The sequence below is a fragment of the Psychrobacter immobilis genome (genome assembly GCF_904846285.1).
In the GTDB taxonomy this organism is placed as follows: domain Bacteria; phylum Pseudomonadota; class Gammaproteobacteria; order Pseudomonadales; family Moraxellaceae; genus Psychrobacter; species Psychrobacter immobilis_D.
Map to the genome: position 1 here is coordinate 276,712 of NZ_CAJHAD010000001.1, position 18,314 is coordinate 295,025.

The window sequence follows — 18,314 nt, forward strand, 5'->3', positions numbered from 1 at the left end:
ATGGCTCTCCAACCTGGGCTCGAACCAGGGACACACGGATTAACAGTCCGTTGCTCTACCAACTGAGCTATTGGAGAATAAGCGGTAAGAGTTTTATTGCTTACTGCGAGCTTAGAAAGTCTCTAACGAGTTCTTGCTAAGTGGGGCGTATTCTAGCAAAGATAAAAAATACGTCAAGCTTTTTTTTCATATTTAGCAAAGATTATGCATTTATTTATTAGATAAGCGTTATTGCAGGTCAGCTGTTATAGGCATGATTGCGAAGTAACAACAAATCAAGCTGACACCTTATACTATAATTATTTAGATTTGATAAATAAGTGTAGGGCTTGGTTAATAAAAACATTGCTAATAGCTTGGGCGTAATAACAATAAAAATGAGAGGGTTAAAACGTTATCAAAATAAGACGGCACGCTCAAAATAAAACTACACGGATGATAAAAAAACTAAAACGACTAAAAAGGACATTCACCATGACAGATTCTTCTAAAAAAAAGCATATTCTTATTACTGGTGCAACCTCAGGCATCGGTAATCAGCTAGCAAAAGATTATCTAATAGCAGGACATCATATCTATGCGGTTGGTCGTGATGAGCACGCCTTAGCTGAATTGAAGTCACTAGGAGCAGAAACGCTTAATGTTGATTTGATGGATCGAGAGAAGGTAATAGCAGCGTTTGACAAAGTTAGCCAGATAGATGTGGCGATTTGTGGGGCGGGCATGTGTGAATATTTAGATATGCCAAACTTCGATAGTAGTGTTTTTATGAAAGTCATGTCGGTCAATATGGGTACGCTGTCTCATGCTATCGAGGGTGTGTTACCTAAGCTTATCGCTTCACGCGGGCGTTTGGTTGGGATGGGTTCAGCATCAGCTTATGTGCCTTTTGCTCGCGCTGAAGCTTATGGTAGCTCAAAAGCAGCAATCCATTATTTAATGAAAACCTTGCAGATCAGCCTTGCACCGTATGACGTGTCAGTAAGTTTGGTCGTACCTGGTTTTGTTGAGACGCCAATGACCAAGCAAAACGATTTTCCGATGCCGTTTTTACAAACGCCTGAGCAGGCAAGCCAAGCGATTCGTACTGGTATTGAGAGCGGTCATGACGTCATTGAATTTCCTAAAAAATTGACTTTACCATTAAAGGTATTGGGGACATTACCTGATGTGGTTTGGCAACACGTCAGTGAAAAAATCAATAAAAAATAACAGAGTAAAATGTCTAACAAGGGAAATCTTTTATGTCGTTCATCCGCCGCAGACGTAGCAGTATAGAAGAGACGGCTAAAAAGTCTCCCAGTGTTTTGCTAGACTCTAGCCATGCCGCTATCCATAAGAAAAAACGAGTCGCTATCATCGGCTCGGGCGTATCAGGACTGACTTGTGCGCATTATCTAGCAGCGCAATTTGATGTCACGGTATTTGAAGCCAATGATTATATCGGCGGACACGTCAATACCATCGATGTGGCGCTACAAGAGGGCAAAAAGGCGAAATCTAGCAAAGTAGAAAAAAGCGCCATAGATACGGGTTTTATTGTTTTTAATGAGCGAACGTATCCCAATTTTTTTCGCCTGCTCTATGATTTGCAAGTGCCGTTTCAATCGACGGATATGAGTTTTTCTGTCAAGAATACCGCGCGCAATTTTGAATACAACGGTCATACGCTCAATACTTTGTTATCGCAGCGCAAAAATATTCTTAGTCCTAAGTTTTGGGCATTTATCACCGATATTTTGCAGTTCAATAAGCAGGTGCGCCAGCTGCGCCAAGATTATGAGGCAGCTCGTACAAAAGGGCAGGATATCAGTGTTTTTACCAAGCAAACGCTAGGCGAGTATCTAGATACTAAAAAGTACGGTGACTTGTTCACGGACAATTATTTACTGCCGATGGTGTCTGCTATCTGGTCAAGCAGCTTGAATGACGTACAAGACTTTCCATTGATATTTTTTGCGCAATTTTTTGACAACCATGGTCTGCTAGATGTGGTCAATCGACCGCAATGGTTCACTATCAAGGGTGGCTCCAAACAGTATGTCAATAAGCTGGTGACACGCTTTGTAAAAATGGGTGGTACCGTTTTGGTCAATACTCCGGTGCAGTCTGTCATCCGTCTTAATGATAAAGTCACGTTGACTATCGCTGATAAGACTGATGTCAATGACAAAGGTGGTATGAATAATGAAGCTAAAACAGCTGTGCAAGCACTGATTTTTGATGAGGTTATCTTCGCTTGTCATGCAGATACGGCGCTTAAAATATTAAAGGATGCCAATCCTATTGAGCAAGAGATATTGGGTCATTTTACCTTTACCAATAACACTGCTGTTTTACATACCGATACTTCAGTCTTACCAAAGAGGTCGCTCGCTTGGGCAAGTTGGAATTATTTAATCGGTAATAGAAATTCTATTAACAATGATAAAGAACCCCTTAAAACTACCATAAAGCCTGTATTGACCTATCATATGAATATTTTGCAGCGCTTGACCAAACAGCATAATTACTTAGTGACGCTCAATCATGAGGTGGACGAAAGTCAAGTTATCAAGCGTATAGACTATAGCCATCCAGTGTTTAATAACCAGATGATTGCTGCACAAGATGAGTGGTCACGTATTTCTGGTGTTGATTTGCATACCCATTTTTGCGGTGCTTATTGGTTCAATGGCTTTCATGAAGATGGCGTAAGAAGTGCGCTACGCGTCTGTCAGGCATTAGGATGCGACGTCGATATTAAGGATACCGTTGACCCAAATCATCTGCCTGATACCGAGAGTGCTCGTACGCCGTTCCGATATAAAGACTTGCCAATAAAGGCAGACAAACAGTTACGTAAACTTAAAAAACGTCAGATAATCACTGCCACGACCAATCAAGAATTAGTGGTATATATTGCAACTCTAGAGCCATCTGCCAAAGTAGACAGTAAGAAAAAACTGGGATTTTTTACGCGTCGTAAAGCCAAAACACTTAGTAGGCTTAGCCAAGGAGGGCATGATGAATACTGCGTTACAACCGTCTAATATTAAGTCAAATGAAGACTTAGATGATATTCATACTAGATTGCCGCACCAAATTTTTCATGGAAGTACATGGCACAGTCGCTTGTTACCCAGTATGCATAAATTTGCTTATCCTTATCGTTATTGGGGGGTCAATATTAGTGCATTAGCGGCAGGGCAACCACTCCCAGAAGTTAATATTAATACGTCAGTTTTTCCCAAAAGTAAGATTTTAAAAAAACTGCTCTTATTCTCTGGTACCAAAAAGGCCTTGCAGCAATTCCACCCCAATGATTATTTACCAGGGTTAGGTTTAGAAGAAAATAGCCTAAGTAAAAATAAGAATACAGAATCAAATACAGCAAAGGCATTTAGCGCTGACCAAGCGCTAGAGCAGCGTTTAATACAGGCATTTACTAAACAGACGGGTAGTGCGCCAACAGGCGATATGATTGGGATGCTTGTTTGCCGCAATGCTGGTATTTATTTTAGCCCAGTGAATTTCTATCTAGGTTTTGATAGCGAGCAAAATCCTACCCATCTGCTAGCAGAGGTGTCAAATACTCCATGGGACAAACGCCATTATTATGGGTTTCTATTAGACGGCGCAAATACAGAATTTTGTCATGATAAAGACTTTCATGTGTCGCCGTTTAATCCCATTGATCAGCAGTATTGCTGGCAAGTTGCGATAAAAAGTACAGTAAAAACTGAGACAAAAAAACAGTCGCGAAACGGTTTACAAGTTCGGATTGCTATTAATATCAGTGACTCGCGCGGTGAGGTTTTAAAAACAGGTATAAAAATGTCTGGTACACCAATGACAGCAATCACCATTCGCGAAAGTTTGCGCAAAAACCCATTGATGAATGTGACGTCTTTGACCCGTATCTATTGGCATGCTTTCAAACTCTATGCCATTAAAAAAGTGCCTTATATTAACTATGATGAAAAGTTAGCCAATAGCCAACAGCAACAATCGAAGGCGGGTAAAAAACCGGGTATGAAAAATAAACTGCAAAAATAAGCTCCATGACTTTAGAAGTCTAATATTCAGCATGATGCATTTAAACAAGGATGATTATAGAATGTCAGCACGACCAACCGACAGAGCACCCGCCTCAAAATTAGGAAGAATTAGCGCCCGCATGAGCCGAACGATTAATGAAAGCGCTATTTTGCAACCTATCAATAGCAGCGTGAATTATGTGGCAAAACAGGCCATATTTCGTGCTCTCACTCATATTCAATTTGGCAGTATTACTATTATTGAAGATTTCGTTGGACAAGATGCTAAGCCGCATATTTTTGGCAAACCATCTTCTGACAACATGAGCAGCTCAGCTATCGGTCGTCATCCGTTAGACATCACACTTATGATTCATGACAGCAACGTTTATCGTCAGTTGTTATTTGGCGGTTCTATTGCGCTAGCGGACAGCTATATCAATGGCGAATGGGATACCGACGATTTGACGGGTTTGATTCGACTGGCGGCACGTAATTTGGCAGTGCTTAATCAGTTAGAAAGCCGTTTTGCGGGTATCAATAAAACGTTTGAGCGGGCCAATCATAAGCTGCGTAGCAATGATAAATCTGGCGCGAAATCCAATATCTTAGCGCACTATGATTTGGGCAATGATATGTACCAGCGTTTTTTAGACGATACGATGATGTATTCATCAGCAGTCTATAAAAATGTAGATACGACATTGGCTGAGGCGCAGCAGCACAAACTGGCCTTGATTTGTGAGCGTCTACAACTCAAACCTGAAGATACTGTGCTAGAGATTGGCACTGGTTGGGGCGGTTTTGCCATTTATGCCGCGCAGCATTACGGTTGTCAAATAACGACCACAACTATATCGGACGCGCAATATGAAGAGGCGCAGCGCCGTGTTGCAGAGGCTGGGCTATCAGATAAAGTCACGCTATTAAAACAAGACTACCGTGAGCTGACCGGAAAGTACGATAAATTGGTCAGTATCGAGATGATTGAGGCAGTTGGACACGAATATTTGCCGACGTTTTTTGCCAAATGCAATAGCCTGCTGAAGCCGATAGGCTTGATGGTATTGCAAGCCATTACTTTTAATGATCAACATTATCAAGATTATATAAAGTCAGTCGATTTTATTCAGACCCACATTTTCCCCGGTGGTTGTCTGCTGTCTAATCAGGAATTGACTAAGCAATTTACCGAACAGACAGATATGGTCATTAAGCAGTTGCATGACTACGGCTTTGATTATGCTTACACACTGCGCGATTGGCGTACTGCGTTTATGGCACAGCGTGAAGAGATTAAAGTGCTCGGTTATGATGAAGCGTTTATTCGCCTATGGGAGTTTTACTTCTGCTACTGCGAAGGCGGATTTTTGGAGCGGACGATTGGAGTAGTACAAGTCACCGCGGTCAAGCCAAACAATATTGATGTATGGCATTAATAGGCTGCATTTTTAGTCCCTAGTATAAAAGGATATTATTATGGGTTATGTATATATCTATCTTGCTGCCGTGGCTATATTTTTAGGCATCGATGCGGTCTGGCTAAAGACGATGACTGGTCTTTTTTATGAAAAGCGTATCGGGCATCTGCTTGCCGATGAGCCCAATATGATTGCAGCGGGCGTGTTTTATCTGTTTTATCTATTGGCGCTGTGCATCATTATCTTATACCCACAAATCAAAGCACAGGCTTCGCTCGGTCATATTTTTTTAATGGGTGGTCTGATAGGATTGATGGCTTACGGTACTTATGACTTTACCAGCTTGGCACTGTATAAAGGTTATACCTTAGATACTGCATTGGTAGACTTTGTCTGGGGCGGACTGTTAACAGGCACGGTTAGCGCGATTGTCGCTTGGCTTGCATATCGTTTTCATTGGTTGAGCTAATGAGCCGAGTCAGTGAGCGCATTTACGAGTTAATCAAAGACGTTTTGATTAATTGCTATTTATTATCATGACATAAAATTTGGCATTTATACCCGTAAGACTGTACTTTAGCGGGCATTTATTTGCGATTTATTAGAGGCTGCTGTATAACGGACATTCAAAATAGATAGGCTTCTGATAACGGTAAGGAATATTATGTCGCAATACAATACCAGCTCTACTGCCAAAAATGCACCTTTAAACCATGAGTTATATATGTCGGTGTTAATGACGCCAGATATGGCAAACTTCATAGGCAATGTGCACGGCGGTGATTTGCTCAAGATGCTTGATCAAGTCGCTTATGCTTGCGCCAGTCGCTATAGTGGTAGTTACGTCGTGACGCTATCGGTCGATCAGGTAATGTTCCGTGAGCCTATCTATGTCGGCGAGTTGGTTACCTTTGCAGCCAGTATCAACTATGTCGGCAGAACGTCTATGGAAGTGGGGATTCGTGTGGAAGCCGAAGATGTTCGCGCCCGTACGATTCGCCATACCAATAGCTGCTATTTTACTATGGTAGCAATTGATGATAATGGTAAGCCAACCCCTGTGCCTGAGCTTGAAATTAAAAATGAGATGCAACAATGCCGTTTTGATTCAGGCTTAGCGCGTAAAAACCTACGTATGGAAGGCTCGCATCGTCCCAGTTGTGATATTAATCAAATGATTGGTGAAAGTTTAGGCGCTGGAAATCTAGACGCTGAAAACAAGGCGGATAAAGGCATGGTTGGCGAGCTTTCTCAGCGTAGCAATGCGAAATAGGGCGCTCTCAAACTATCGCGTCTATTAAAGCTATCAATACTTAAACAAAGTCTCACGAAAACCTTACTGACCAGCGCTTGGTTTTTGGTTAAATTTAATGGTAAATAAGGCAGATAAAAAAACAGGTAAAGCGGCTAACATTTATAGCTCGACTGTTTTATTTGGCTGCTTTAACCCATTATATAAAACAGAGACTCATATGAGTTCAAAACCCTCAGGATTATCAGAATCCTACTCTACAGAGCAGTCAATACTGCAGGCCAGTCGCACTCGCGGTGGTAATAGCACGCGTCTTGATGTCACGAATACTTCTTCTCACCCTGCACCCAATGATAATGACAAAAAAGATGATCATAAATCTTCATCATTGATCACTGTGCTGATTGCGGTTGGGGCAAATCTTATTATTGCGATTGCCAAAACAATTGCGGCCTTTATGACCGGTTCTGCTTCTATGATAGCGGAATCCGCGCACTCTTGGGCAGACGCGGGTAATGGTACTTTGTTAATCGTTGCAGAAAAAAAGTCGATCAAACCTGCTGATAAAAGCCATCCATTAGGCTATGGTAAAGAATCATACGTGTGGTCGATGATTGCTGCCTTTGGCGTCTTTATGGCGGGCTCCATTGTTTCTATTTATACCGGTATTACTGAATGGAATGCGTCCGAAACTGACACCAACTATACCATCGGCTTTATTGTCTTAGCAGTGGCCTTTGTACTTGAAGGCTTTTCCCTGTTGCAAGCTTATTTGCAAAGTAAAAAACATGGCGAGGCTATCAACCTTAGCGCCCTTGGTTATGTTATTGATACCTCAAACCCAACCTTGCGCGGCGTCTTCTTTGAGGATTTAGCAGCGGTCATTGGCTTGGTCATTGCCGCAGCGGCGATGGGCATGCATGCTTATACCGGACAACCTTTTTGGGATGCGCTTGGGTCAATTGTTGTCGGTATACTGTTGGGTATGGTCGCCATCTTTTTAATCAGCCGCAATCGCGACTTTTTGGTGGGCTATAAAGTCTCAGAAAAGATGCATTGCTACATATTGACTGAGTTATTAAATCATCCGGATATTGATAGCGTCTCTTATTTACATTTGGAATGGGTCGGACCCAAAAAAGTATTTATGGTCGCTGCAGTAGATATCGCTGGTAACCAGAAAGAACAGCAAATCGCGCAAAAATTTGAAGATATTGAAAATCAGTTTCGCGCCAATCCGCTATTTCAAGAAGCCATCCTAACGCTGTCAATTCCTAATGCTGAGATTTTACGCCCACCAGATAGCTGATACTGTTTAAAAGGTCTATTTAGTAACTGAACATTCATAACTGAAAACTGATAGCCGTACTACTTAAAATTATAATACCGAAAACTATAATAATGAGAGCCTAATATGAAACGTTCTAATGCCGCTACTATAAAAAAATCAAACCAACGTACGACCATTATCAGTCCATTACTTAGCTTGGTTGTGGCGACGCTTATGTCAGCTCCTATAGTCCATGCCAATGCAGAATTGATTATCCATAGTGAGCCTAAGCAAGCCAGTCAGTCTAATCAAAACCAACAAGTCGCGACGCCAGTAAATAATGCTATTAACAATATCGCCAATCAGCAAAATAATAATAAACAAGCACCGACCGATGTTTCTATTATTAAGCTTATGCAGGTGATGCATATTGACGAGCAAATACAATCTATCGTTAATGGCCAACAGGCGGCTATGGATGCCATCAATATGCAAACACAACAACAGGCTCAAAACGCCAGTCATCAAGTAAATGATAAGCCACTAAATAAGCGTCAACGTCAGCTGCAGGAGCAAATTCAAAGTGTTCTAGGTCAATACGCTAAGATTATGAGCAATGGGATAGGCAATGCAACAGACGCGCAAACTTTGACGCAAGCTTATATCAGTGCGGCTAAGACTTACTATACGCAATCGGAAGTTGACGCCCAAATCAAGTTTTATGATACGGAAACGGGTCAAAGTATTCTTGCTAAGCAACCACAAATTACCGCCGCTTTTTTACAGCAATCCTTGCCTGATGATACCAGTGAAACTGATGCACAGCTGGGCGAGCTGTTGCCGCAAATGAAGCAGATTATTAAAGGTATTTTTTAACTTTGCTATTTTAAAGTCTAATCTCAACGCTTGTCTTCAAAGTCAACTCCTTTAGATGTGATTGCAACTAAAAATTAAAATCTTCATGCATAAAAACTCGTAAATAGAAAAGGTCACCATCTAGGTAACCTTTTCTATTTAGCAAAGTAAGTTAAGATATTTCTAATATAGACTTATTTTTTAGACGTATCTTTTTTAGGGGCATTTGCACCGATAAACCAAGCATCTTTATCGACAATACGGCTGACTTCCGTTAACAGGTCAGCGGTATCTTCATCGCCGGCATCACCAGCAGCATCAATCCCTTCACGCAAAGACGCAGCAATGGTTTTATAACGATTGGTCAGCTCACGAACATGCTGGTCAACGTCAGTGATATCAGTCGGGTAAGTCTCTAAGATAGAATCCTCAACGACACGCTTAGAGATACCATTGGCTTTACCACCAAGAATAACAATGCGCTCAGCGACCGTATCATAAGCCTCCGTCAAGCGCCCATAAGTGTCATCTAATAGCTGATGCACCCCAATAAAGCCAGTACCTTGCAAGTTCCAATGGCACTGCTTGCTGTCCATACTTAAATCAATCAGATTCGCTAAGTTAGCGTTTAATAGATCAATCATTTTCTTTGCGGTTGCGTCATCTATTCCACTTGCGTAACGTTCTCTCATGTTCTACTCCGTTATGTGTATTATTTTAATGAAAACTTCATTTGTTGTTATTGGTATTTTGCTGATGAACTACTTGTTGATTCGTTATGAATAATAGCAGCTTAAATGAAGGTTGGAACCCTCAAGCGTTAGGCTTTATTAGGTGGTCGTGTAATGAGTTTGTTAATCATGAAAAGCTTTGTAAATTTAGCGGATGCTGTGTGCGTTTTTTATAACGAAGGTACTATTTATTAATTAGAAATAGGGCCTGTGACCTCATGTCTAGGTGCTCGTATTGTAAGAGAAGATGGTAAGATAAAACCCTTAATTACCTTTAAAAACCCTAGCTTAGGCCCCACATTGTTATAAACATTCAAAAGAAGAAAGCCATTATGCGAATGCCTGAACCGCGCTCGTCGCGTCAGTTAAACCAATTGGCCACTCAGCTGCAAGGCGAAGCTGAAATTAGTGGTGTCAATGCGTCTGGTACGCAAATATCAAGTCGTGCTTTTGAGATGGTCACAGAATTTGAGCCAGCAGGCGATCAGCCGCAAGCGATTAAAAAGCTCGTCAACGGTATTAATTCTGGCATGGATGAGCAGTTACTACTGGGTGTGACGGGCTCTGGTAAGACGTATACCATGGCAAAGGTTATCTCTGAGACTCAACGTCCTACCATTATCATGGCGCATAATAAGACGCTTGCCGCGCAGTTATATGGGGAGTTTAAATCGTTCTTTCCCAATAACGCGGTTGAGTATTTCGTCAGTTATTACGACTATTATCAGCCGGAAGCATATGTCGCAGCGAGCGATACCTTTATCGAAAAAGACAGTGCCATTAATGATCATATTGACCAAATGCGTCTGTCAGCCACGCGTGCTTTATTAGAGCGTCGTGATGCGATCATCGTCGCGTCGGTATCGTGCATCTATGGCTTGGGTGATCCGGAAAGTTACCTAAAAATGCTGCTACATGTTGTAGTCGGTGACAAAATAGACCGTACTGCGACGATTAAGCGCTTGGTTGAGATGCAATATGAACGTAATGAACTCGACTTTGGGCGTGGTACGTATCGTCTGCGCGGTGAGCTACTGGATATTTATCCTGCTGAGTCTGAACAGCTGGCGGTACGCGTCCATCTGTTTGACAATGAAGTGGAAAAAATCACCTGGTTTGATCCTTTAACGGGCAAAACGGTGCGTACGGTGCCGCGTATTACTATCTATCCGAAGTCGCATTATGTGACGCCACGTAATAAGTTAGAAGCGGCAACCCATACGATTCGTGCTGAGCTTGAGCCGCGTCTTGAATATTTTCGTGAGAATAACAAACTGGTTGAGGCGCAGCGTCTAAAAGAGCGCACCCAGTATGATCTTGAGATGATTCAGCAGCTTGGCTATTGTAATGGTATCGAAAACTACTCGCAGCATCTCTCTGGTCGTCCGTCAGGCGAAGCACCGCCGACGCTATTTGACTATATTCCAGAAGATGCGTTGCTATTTATTGACGAGTCTCACGTGACAGTATCGCAAATTGGTGCGATGTATAAAGGCGATAGATCGCGTAAAGAGAATCTCGTCAATTACGGCTTTCGTCTACCGAGTGCGATGAATAATCGCCCGATGAAGTTTGAAGAATGGGAACGTATTAAGCCCAAAACTATTTATGTTAGCGCCACGCCTGCATTATATGAGCTTGAGCATAGTGAGCAAGTAGTTGAGCAAGTCGTGCGTCCAACGGGTCTGATTGACCCTGAGATTGAGATTCGTCCCGTCTTAACGCAAGTCGATGATGTGCTGTCTGAGATTACCAAGCGCCGTGAAAAAGATGAGCGTGTATTAATCACGACTTTGACCAAGCGTATGTCAGAAGATTTGACCAGTTATCTCAAAGAATACGATGTCAAAGTCGCTTATCTGCACTCGGATATTGATACCCTTGAGCGTATGCAGATTATTCATGAACTGCGTACGGGCGTACATGATGTGCTGGTCGGTATTAACTTGCTACGTGAAGGGCTTGATATGCCCGAAGTATCATTGGTCGCGATATTTGATGCTGATAAAGAGGGCTTTTTGCGTTCGGAACGTGCCTTAATTCAGACTATTGGTCGTGCTGCGCGTCATATTAATGGTAAAGCCATTCTCTATGCCGACCGTATTACCAACAGTATGCAAAAAGCGATTGATGAAACGGATCGTCGCCGTGAAAAACAAGTGGCGTTTAACCTTGAGCATAACATCACGCCAACAGGCGCACGCCGTAGTATCACGGATAAAATCGATACAGGTGACGATTTGGATGCCAACGACAATCAAGTGATTCCTATCAAGAGTAATCTACCTGATGTCGATATTAGTATCTTACGTAGCCCTGATTTGCTTGCTAAAGAAATCAATCGTCTTGAGAAATTGATGAAGCAGATGTCGCGTGACTTGAAGTTTGAAGATGCAGCAAAAACGCGTGATAAAGTGTTGGAATTAAAAGCACACTTAATCTAATAGCTTAATGCGGACTGAATTTAATCGTCGATAGGGTGAGTTGCATAGTTTGCAGCTCACCTTTTTTATGCTTAATGCTTAATGCTTAATGCTTAAAGCCAAAGATGCCGTTATCTGTATAGATTGATAACTAATAATTTGCCGTTAGATAACTTGTAATTATACCAAATGCCCCTTAAGATAATATCAAGCAGCTGCATTCGCTTTATTACTCACGGACGACTTAGGCGGATTATCTATCATGCATATAAATACCAGTACTCATAATAAAACTGATGAATTACTAAGATTGGACTTCAATGAAAACTCCTTAGGCATGTCAGACTCTGCCAAAGAAGCTATCCTCAAAGCTTTAGATGGCGCTGCTCGCTATCCCGATAAGCAGCGCGCTCAACTGATGACCAAAGTAGCCGCTATAAATGGCGTACCTGAAAATCAGGTTTTATTGGGTAATGGCTCAATCGAGAGTATCAGAGCTATCGTACAAATGCTGGATGATAAAGCCTTAAAGACAGATAAAAGGTTTCAGCTAGTCATTCCAGATCCAACTTTTGGCTGTGCAGAGCTGTATGCAATCTCTCTTGGCGTAACAGTGGTCAAAGTACCACTAACACGCGATGACTATGACTTAGATTTCGACAACCTACAAAGAGCTGCCGCTGCATTTGATGGTATTAGCCTGTTTTATTTGTGCAATCCTAATAATCCCACGGCAATTATTACTGCGACGGATACGCTCAAAGCTTGGATAAAAAATGCGTCAAAGGACCATTACTTCTTACTGGATGAAGCCTACTTTGGCTATGTCACGGACCCAAGTTTTGAGAGTGGCATTGAGTGGGTAAAGCAGGGGCTATCTGATAACCTGATTGTCGTTCGCACCTTTTCAAAACTATTTGGACTTGCAGGTCTACGCGTTGGCTATGCGATTGCAGATCCGCAGCTTATTGCAGAAATTGGGTCTTTAATGTCTACGGATAATATTAACGTATCAGGTGCGGTTGCCGCAATCGCAACGCTCGAAGATGAAGCTTTTTTAGCGCACAGTTTACAAACCACCAATAAAGCAAGGCAAATGATGGAGACGGCGCTCGATAAGCTAGGACTGCGTTATTTGCCCTCGCAAACCAATTTTATTTTTTATAAAGTAAACGGCGATGTGAAAACATACATAGATAGAATGAAAGAGCATGGTATCGCGGTCGGTCGTGAGTTTCCTTCTATCCCAGGTTTCAATCGTATTACCCTCGGTACACCCGAAGAGATGATGGTGGTTATCGATACGTTGCAGTTATTTCGTGAGAAAGGCTGGGTGTGAATAAGCTTAATCGTATGGTTTAATTAATTTAAAAGTGAATGGCTTAGATGGCAGCTTTCCTTTTTTATTTTTCCAATCATTTTTATAGCCTATAGATAGAACGAGCACGCAATTTTTACCAACATCAAACGCAGTTTTACATATTCTGTCTTAAAAATCAGCCGCCCAGCTTATAGAATAGGTTAATAAAGCACGACCTATTAATCTTAAAAATAAGTGCTAGACCAAGACCATAAGAATAGGCGTGCTAAAGGTTTTTAAAATTTTAAGACAAAGGGTGTATATATGTTTGATATCAAATCTTTTTTTAAGAGAGAGGTAGAAAAAAAGCTCATGGATGTGGATGATTATATCTTTATGCCTGAGCGTGTAGAGATGGAATTAGAAGGCGGTCTATTAAACTGTGTACTCAACAGTGACGGTCGTGTCGATATTTTTTATACTAAGCAAGGCGTGACAGAAGTGAGCTCAGCATCGCGTAAGCATCCTTTTACAGCGTTTGAGACCGAGTTATATCATGGCGTTTATGATGATGTTATCCACGCTTTGGTTAAAGAAGTAGATAAGATAATTGACGGCTCTTCCAAGTATTTTCATCGTAGTAAAATATTGCCTTCGACAGCTTCTTTACCTATTAGTCCATTGCCTAATAGTAAATTATAAGTTGACTCGCCATAAGTGCATCAGCATTTTATAGAGACTATTAATAATAATATAAGCCAATAAAAAAGGGTAAATCATATATGATTTACCCTTTTTTATTGGCTTATATTTTTTTCACATTGAGTGTGTAAAATATGGTTTTAAGCACCATTTAAAGCGGCAGACTTTTTCACTGCCATAGATTTATTAGCAGCAGACAAGGCTGCAACATTGGTAAGCGGGCGAGATTGACTACCGTCAATCAGGTGATTAGTCTGTGTTTGAGTAAGTAAACTTTTTGCAAATCTAACGCTATTATCACGCTTTTTTAAGGTCTCGGTATAATACCACTCACATTGTAAAGCCTGTTCGTTAATGTCCAATAACATATAACCGTGATCGGTTTGGTTATTGAATTTTTGATGTGGATTTTCTTCTATTCCTGCGCCGCTTTCTGGAAAGGCTAGAGAAGTTAGGGCAGGACAGACAAATTCTACTGCTAATGAGCCTTCACCTGTAAGAGAGTTATATCCGCTAGTATCAAAAGGATTTTTTGCGACGTCAAAAGCAAACGATGCATGATAGTCGCCGGTTAAGACAACCGTATTATCGATGCTATTTTCTTCGATGAAATCTAATAAACGTGTACGCGCACTGGCATAACCATTCCAAATATCCCCAGAATTGGTCGCAGAAGACCCTTTAAATGGCGCTAAAATGACTTGTTGCCCGAGTATTTGCCATGTTGCTTGACGGCGCTTGCCCTCCAGCATCTTTAAATAAAGCCAGTTTTCTTGTTCAAGACCTAATAATTGGCGTTCAGGCTCATTACTGGCTTTGGCATCAAGCTTTTCGCGACCAAATATCCGGGTGTCTAACATGTTTAAATCAAACAATTTACCAAACTCAAAACGTCTATAAATGCGTAGTTGGCTGTCTAGCTCGTTACTGCTGTCGTCGCGGATAGGCATCCATTCATGATAGGCGCGCACGGCGGACATTTTGCGTTCTATATAGCTACCTTTACTCTCAGTATGAAAACCTGCGCCACCTTTCCATGAATTATCCGCTATTTCGTGATCATCCCAAACGGCGATAAACGGATGCTGGCGATGGCATTCTTGTAAGTCGATATCGGTACGGTAGCAAGCATAACGGCGACGATAATCGTCTAAGCTAATGATTTCATTTTTGGGTTCTAAAGGGCGCTCTTCTTTTAAATCGTTATCGCGATAAAAGCCTTCTGGGTACTCATAGATATAATCGCCTAAATGTATGACGGCAGAGATATCAGCTTGCTTGGCGATATTGGCATAGCCGTTAAAGTAACCAAAACCATAGTTCGAGCAGGAAACTACTGCTAAGCGCACGCGATCGACTTCGTTTGCTGGGAGGTCTTGATGCGGTATAGTGCGTGTACGACCGATAGGAGAAAGATAGCCCAATGCTTCGAAAGCATAATAATAAGTGGTATTGGGTTGCAGGTTTTTAGGGTCGACTTTAACCGTGAAGTCAGATTGCGCTGTCGCTATTGCGCGACCTTGAGCGACGATATTTTTAAGCGCTTGGTCTGTTGCAATTGTATAAGCCACAGGGATACTGGAAGCCTCGATACTACCGTCGTTGGTAATCCGTGTCCATAGTATGACGCGATCATGCAGCGGGTCACCACTGGCGATACCATGTACGAAAGGTGCTGCACCTTGATAACCCAAGTCATCTAAATCATCGAGGCTATTTGGCGGTTTGATGTCATCGTCATCTGACGAACAAGCGCTGAGCTGCGTGAGTAGAGTACCGGCTACCGTTACCTGGCCACCCAGTTTTATAAATGCACGTCTTTTCATCAGTCATCCTTGATATGAGTTAAAGATAAATTCCATTTATCATTCGTAATAGTAAATAATCTATATGAATAGGCTGGGTTTAGCAATCGCCAACCCAGCCTATTTCGTAAACATGAAAATCTTTCATAGCGAGCTTAATAAGCAGCCTATTTAACGATACTGCCGTAACAGCTTTGTAGGGTTTTTGCCACCACTCTAGTGACCAGCTGTGTGCGATAGTTGGCATCTATTGCAGCATTACCGAGCTCGACGATAGTTACTTGCTGCGGGGCTTGCTCACTGACGCAGCCACAAACTCTACCTTTTACTTCTTCCTCTTGGGCATCCGTCATAGCGACACTGGCAATGCGCCATGCGTTTTGTTTTTCGATCTGACTTCGGCATTGGTTATCAATCGCAGCTTTAAAGATATTCATACCAATCTCGTTTGCCGAACCAATTGCCATGCCAGCATTGGTATTGATATCATTGGTGGCACAGCCAGCCAGCGCAAATGTAGCAAGCATGATAGTTGAAGCAAATAGTTTTTTCATAAGTTTTCCTTACTGTTTATCAGTATTGGTTTGAGTATCGTTATTGATATCAGTGGCGGTTTTATTTTACAGATTTTTAAGACTATAACGGCAAAGATAAAAAATAAAGACAAAAAAAGAGACCATGATAGGTCTCTTTTTTATATTAATAAAGGTTTTAAAATCTAGCAGCCAAGCTTACCTTCCGCTTCTAACGCCTTTTTGCTACGAATTGGTGCTGGGCAGTCTTCACCATAGTATTGACGATCAGCAAAGTAGCTTGAGCGTACCATTGGTCCTGCCCAGATGCTGAAGAAACCAATTTTTTTGCCATAGTTCATATAACGCTGGAACTCATCTGGATGTACATAACGATCGACAGGTGCATGGTCTTTACTAGGTTGTAGATACTGTCCAACCGTGATCATATCAACGTTATGCGCTTTTAGATCATCAAGCAGCGCATAGATTTCTTCTTCAGTCTCACCAAGTCCAACCATAAAGCCGCATTTGGTGGCGATATCAGGACGACGCTCTTTATACAGTTTAAGCAAATCGAGCGAATGCTGATAGTCAGAGCCGGGACGGAAAGCTTTATATAAACGCGGCACCGTTTCAATGTTATGGTTAAACACATCTGGCGGCGTTTCGGTCAATAAATCTAAAGCAATCTCCATACGACCACGGAAATCTGGCACCAAAATTTCAATCAAGCAATTTGGGCTAAGCGCACGCGATTCATTCAATACTTCGACGAAATGCATCGCGCCGCCGTCTTTTAAGTCATCACGGTCAACAGAAGTGATAACGGCATATTTAAGCCCCAAACCTTGAATGGTTTCGGCGGTATGGCGTGGTTCGTCTTTATCTAATTCATTCGGACGACCATGACCGACATCGCAGAACGGGCAGCGACGGGTACAGATATCACCCATAATCATAAAGGTCGCCGTACCATCGGCAAAGCACTGCGGCAGGTTAGGGCAGGCAGCTTCTTCACAGACGGTATAAAGCTTTTGCTCACGCAGCGTGGCTTTGATACGCGCCACTTCAGCAGGTGACGACATTTTGACCCGAATCCAATCTGGCTTTTTCTTCGCCTCGACGGTCGGAATCACTTTAATTGGAATACGCGCTACCTTGTCGTAGCCACGTAGCTTTTCGCCTTGGATGGCTTTTTTCGGTTTTGCACGGGCAGCGGGGACGTGGGTTTGTACGGCGTTTGTCATAATCAAATGTTCTCTTAACCCTTGATAGCATAAGGGTTTATGGAATTATTAGAATGTTTTATGAATGAAGCTATTATAGCAGATAATGGCTCAAGGTTTTTTAGGCAATCTTGTTAAGATAACTAAGAAAGCTACTAGGAATAAATAAGGTTTTTATAAATAATAAGACTACTACGAAGCTCATTTTTACCCTAGTTTTATTTATTGATATCAATGTCCATGTCATTTAGCACTTCTATGGCAGCGCGAAATGCTTCTTGGGTGGCAGGTGCGCCGCAATAAGGCAGGCTATGCATCAATACTTCTTGGATTTCAGCGACGCTGGCACCATTATTAATTGCCCCACGGATATGACCTTTTAGCTCAGCCGGACTTTTTTGTGCAATTAAAAAAGCCATGGTAATTAATGAGCGATATTTGCGTGGCAGTATGGCGTCATCTTGCCACGTGCTGCCCCAAGCGTGTTCGATAATCCAGTCTTGCAAAGGTTGGGTAAATGGCGTCGCTGAGTCAAGCGAGCTTTTGACATGCGCCTCGCCCATCACTTCGGTACGAACTTTTAGACCGTTTCTATAATTGGCATTATCGTCCATCTTATTATCCTTAATATTTACGGGTAAATTCTATTTTATCAAGTCATATATACAAAAACTTGCTGATGAAATCCATCTGATAATTTCTTATAGGATAAGAGTATAGCAGGCACGCGGTTTTTATTTAACCGCGTCAATCATATTGGTTATGGCACTATTTTTATAATAAATGTCCAATATG

The 18,314-nt window shown here is 41.9% G+C and carries 16 protein-coding genes and 1 tRNA gene; 11 read left to right on the forward strand and 6 right to left on the reverse strand.

What is annotated here, in order from left to right:
• Position 1 precedes the first annotated feature (1 nt).
• Positions 2-77: transfer RNA gene (locus JMX13_RS01230), tRNA-Asn, on the reverse strand.
• 397 nt (positions 78-474) lie between these two features.
• Here JMX13_RS01230 and JMX13_RS01235 point away from each other — a divergent pair.
• The 8 genes from JMX13_RS01235 to JMX13_RS01270 all read left to right on the forward strand — a co-directional run bounded on the left by JMX13_RS01235 (position 475) and on the right by JMX13_RS01270 (position 8,838).
• Positions 475-1,212, forward strand: a complete 738-nt coding sequence (locus JMX13_RS01235; RefSeq protein ID WP_201609018.1) for an SDR family NAD(P)-dependent oxidoreductase — start codon at positions 475-477, stop codon at positions 1,210-1,212.
• Between the two features lie 32 nt (positions 1,213-1,244).
• The gene (locus JMX13_RS01240; RefSeq protein WP_201609020.1) at positions 1,245-3,032 is read left to right on the forward strand and encodes an NAD(P)/FAD-dependent oxidoreductase; all 1,788 of its coding nucleotides are present in this window, start codon (positions 1,245-1,247) and stop codon (positions 3,030-3,032) included.
• The gene (locus JMX13_RS01245) at positions 3,004-4,038 is read left to right on the forward strand and encodes a DUF1365 domain-containing protein (RefSeq protein WP_227686161.1); all 1,035 of its coding nucleotides are present in this window, start codon (positions 3,004-3,006) and stop codon (positions 4,036-4,038) included. Before JMX13_RS01240 ends, JMX13_RS01245 begins: the two co-directional genes overlap by 29 nt.
• Positions 4,039-4,099: 61 nt before the next feature.
• Positions 4,100-5,458 (forward strand): SAM-dependent methyltransferase, encoded by a 1,359-nt coding sequence (locus JMX13_RS01250; protein WP_201609022.1) that lies wholly within the window; start codon positions 4,100-4,102, stop codon positions 5,456-5,458.
• Positions 5,459-5,498: 40 nt separating this feature from the next.
• Positions 5,499-5,909 carry a DUF2177 family protein gene (locus JMX13_RS01255; RefSeq protein WP_201609024.1) on the forward strand — a complete coding sequence of 137 codons (411 nt, stop codon included), beginning with the start codon at positions 5,499-5,501 and terminating at the stop codon, positions 5,907-5,909.
• Positions 5,910-6,104: 195 nt separating this feature from the next.
• Positions 6,105-6,713, forward strand: a complete 609-nt coding sequence (locus tag JMX13_RS01260) for an acyl-CoA thioesterase (RefSeq protein ID WP_227686162.1) — start codon at positions 6,105-6,107, stop codon at positions 6,711-6,713.
• A 199-nt stretch (positions 6,714-6,912) separates the two neighbouring features.
• On the forward strand, positions 6,913-8,001 hold the full coding sequence (locus JMX13_RS01265; RefSeq protein WP_201609026.1) for a cation diffusion facilitator family transporter: 1,089 nt from the start codon (positions 6,913-6,915) through the stop codon (positions 7,999-8,001).
• Between the two features lie 105 nt (positions 8,002-8,106).
• A complete protein-coding gene (locus JMX13_RS01270) occupies positions 8,107-8,838 on the forward strand; it encodes a DUF2059 domain-containing protein (RefSeq protein WP_227686163.1) in 732 nt (243 codons plus the stop codon).
• Between the two features lie 173 nt (positions 8,839-9,011).
• Here JMX13_RS01270 and dps read toward each other — a convergent pair whose 3' ends face one another.
• Complete coding sequence (gene dps / locus JMX13_RS01275; RefSeq protein WP_201609028.1) at positions 9,012-9,509, reverse strand: DNA starvation/stationary phase protection protein Dps; 498 nt, start codon at positions 9,507-9,509, stop codon at positions 9,012-9,014.
• A 371-nt stretch (positions 9,510-9,880) separates the two neighbouring features.
• Here dps and uvrB point away from each other — a divergent pair, with 371 nt between their 5' ends.
• The 3 genes from uvrB to JMX13_RS01290 all read left to right on the forward strand — a co-directional run bounded on the left by uvrB (position 9,881) and on the right by JMX13_RS01290 (position 13,973).
• Positions 9,881-11,992: an excinuclease ABC subunit UvrB gene (uvrB, locus tag JMX13_RS01280; protein WP_201609030.1), complete on the forward strand. Its 2,112-nt coding sequence runs from the start codon at positions 9,881-9,883 to the stop codon at positions 11,990-11,992.
• Positions 11,993-12,233: 241 nt separating this feature from the next.
• Positions 12,234-13,310, forward strand: coding sequence for a pyridoxal phosphate-dependent aminotransferase (locus JMX13_RS01285; protein WP_201609033.1), 1,077 nt, complete (start codon positions 12,234-12,236; stop codon positions 13,308-13,310).
• A 285-nt stretch (positions 13,311-13,595) separates the two neighbouring features.
• Positions 13,596-13,973 (forward strand): hypothetical protein, encoded by a 378-nt coding sequence (locus tag JMX13_RS01290; protein ID WP_201609034.1) that lies wholly within the window; start codon positions 13,596-13,598, stop codon positions 13,971-13,973.
• Between the two features lie 140 nt (positions 13,974-14,113).
• Here the strand turns inward: JMX13_RS01290 and JMX13_RS01295 are convergent, their stop codons facing one another.
• The 4 genes from JMX13_RS01295 to JMX13_RS01310 form a co-directional block, all read right to left on the reverse strand.
• Positions 14,114-15,799, reverse strand: a complete 1,686-nt coding sequence (locus JMX13_RS01295) for an alkaline phosphatase D family protein (protein ID WP_201609035.1) — start codon at positions 15,797-15,799, stop codon at positions 14,114-14,116.
• Between the two features lie 146 nt (positions 15,800-15,945).
• Entirely contained in the window at positions 15,946-16,332 is a 387-nt protein-coding gene (locus tag JMX13_RS01300; protein ID WP_201609036.1) for a hypothetical protein, read from the reverse strand.
• 164 nt (positions 16,333-16,496) lie between these two features.
• Complete coding sequence (gene lipA / locus JMX13_RS01305; RefSeq protein WP_201609037.1) at positions 16,497-17,540, reverse strand: lipoyl synthase; 1,044 nt, start codon at positions 17,538-17,540, stop codon at positions 16,497-16,499.
• A gap of 197 nt (positions 17,541-17,737) precedes the next feature.
• The gene (locus JMX13_RS01310; protein WP_201609038.1) at positions 17,738-18,133 is read right to left on the reverse strand and encodes a carboxymuconolactone decarboxylase family protein; all 396 of its coding nucleotides are present in this window, start codon (positions 18,131-18,133) and stop codon (positions 17,738-17,740) included.
• Between the last annotated feature and the right edge of the window lie 181 nt (positions 18,134-18,314).

Excerpts from the sequence above, each read along its gene's own strand:
- uvrB (WP_201609030.1), top strand. The coding sequence starts at position 9,881 with ATGCGAATGCCTGAACCGCGCTCGTCGCGTCAGTTAAACCAATTGGCC.
- JMX13_RS01295 (WP_201609035.1), bottom strand. The coding sequence starts at position 15,799 with ATGAAAAGACGTGCATTTATAAAACTGGGTGGCCAGGTAACGGTAGCC.
- JMX13_RS01290 (WP_201609034.1), top strand. The coding sequence starts at position 13,596 with ATGTTTGATATCAAATCTTTTTTTAAGAGAGAGGTAGAAAAAAAGCTC.
- JMX13_RS01240 (WP_201609020.1), top strand. The coding sequence starts at position 1,245 with ATGTCGTTCATCCGCCGCAGACGTAGCAGTATAGAAGAGACGGCTAAA.
- JMX13_RS01300 (WP_201609036.1), bottom strand. The coding sequence starts at position 16,332 with ATGAAAAAACTATTTGCTTCAACTATCATGCTTGCTACATTTGCGCTG.
- JMX13_RS01285 (WP_201609033.1), top strand. The coding sequence starts at position 12,234 with ATGCATATAAATACCAGTACTCATAATAAAACTGATGAATTACTAAGA.
- JMX13_RS01255 (WP_201609024.1), top strand. The coding sequence starts at position 5,499 with ATGGGTTATGTATATATCTATCTTGCTGCCGTGGCTATATTTTTAGGC.
- JMX13_RS01260 (WP_227686162.1), top strand. The coding sequence starts at position 6,105 with ATGTCGCAATACAATACCAGCTCTACTGCCAAAAATGCACCTTTAAAC.
- JMX13_RS01245 (WP_227686161.1), top strand. The coding sequence starts at position 3,004 with ATGATGAATACTGCGTTACAACCGTCTAATATTAAGTCAAATGAAGAC.
- JMX13_RS01310 (WP_201609038.1), bottom strand. The coding sequence starts at position 18,133 with ATGGACGATAATGCCAATTATAGAAACGGTCTAAAAGTTCGTACCGAA.
- JMX13_RS01250 (WP_201609022.1), top strand. The coding sequence starts at position 4,100 with ATGTCAGCACGACCAACCGACAGAGCACCCGCCTCAAAATTAGGAAGA.
- JMX13_RS01270 (WP_227686163.1), top strand. The coding sequence starts at position 8,107 with ATGAAACGTTCTAATGCCGCTACTATAAAAAAATCAAACCAACGTACG.
- dps (WP_201609028.1), bottom strand. The coding sequence starts at position 9,509 with ATGAGAGAACGTTACGCAAGTGGAATAGATGACGCAACCGCAAAGAAA.
- JMX13_RS01265 (WP_201609026.1), top strand. The coding sequence starts at position 6,913 with ATGAGTTCAAAACCCTCAGGATTATCAGAATCCTACTCTACAGAGCAG.
- lipA (WP_201609037.1), bottom strand. The coding sequence starts at position 17,540 with ATGACAAACGCCGTACAAACCCACGTCCCCGCTGCCCGTGCAAAACCG.
- JMX13_RS01235 (WP_201609018.1), top strand. The coding sequence starts at position 475 with ATGACAGATTCTTCTAAAAAAAAGCATATTCTTATTACTGGTGCAACC.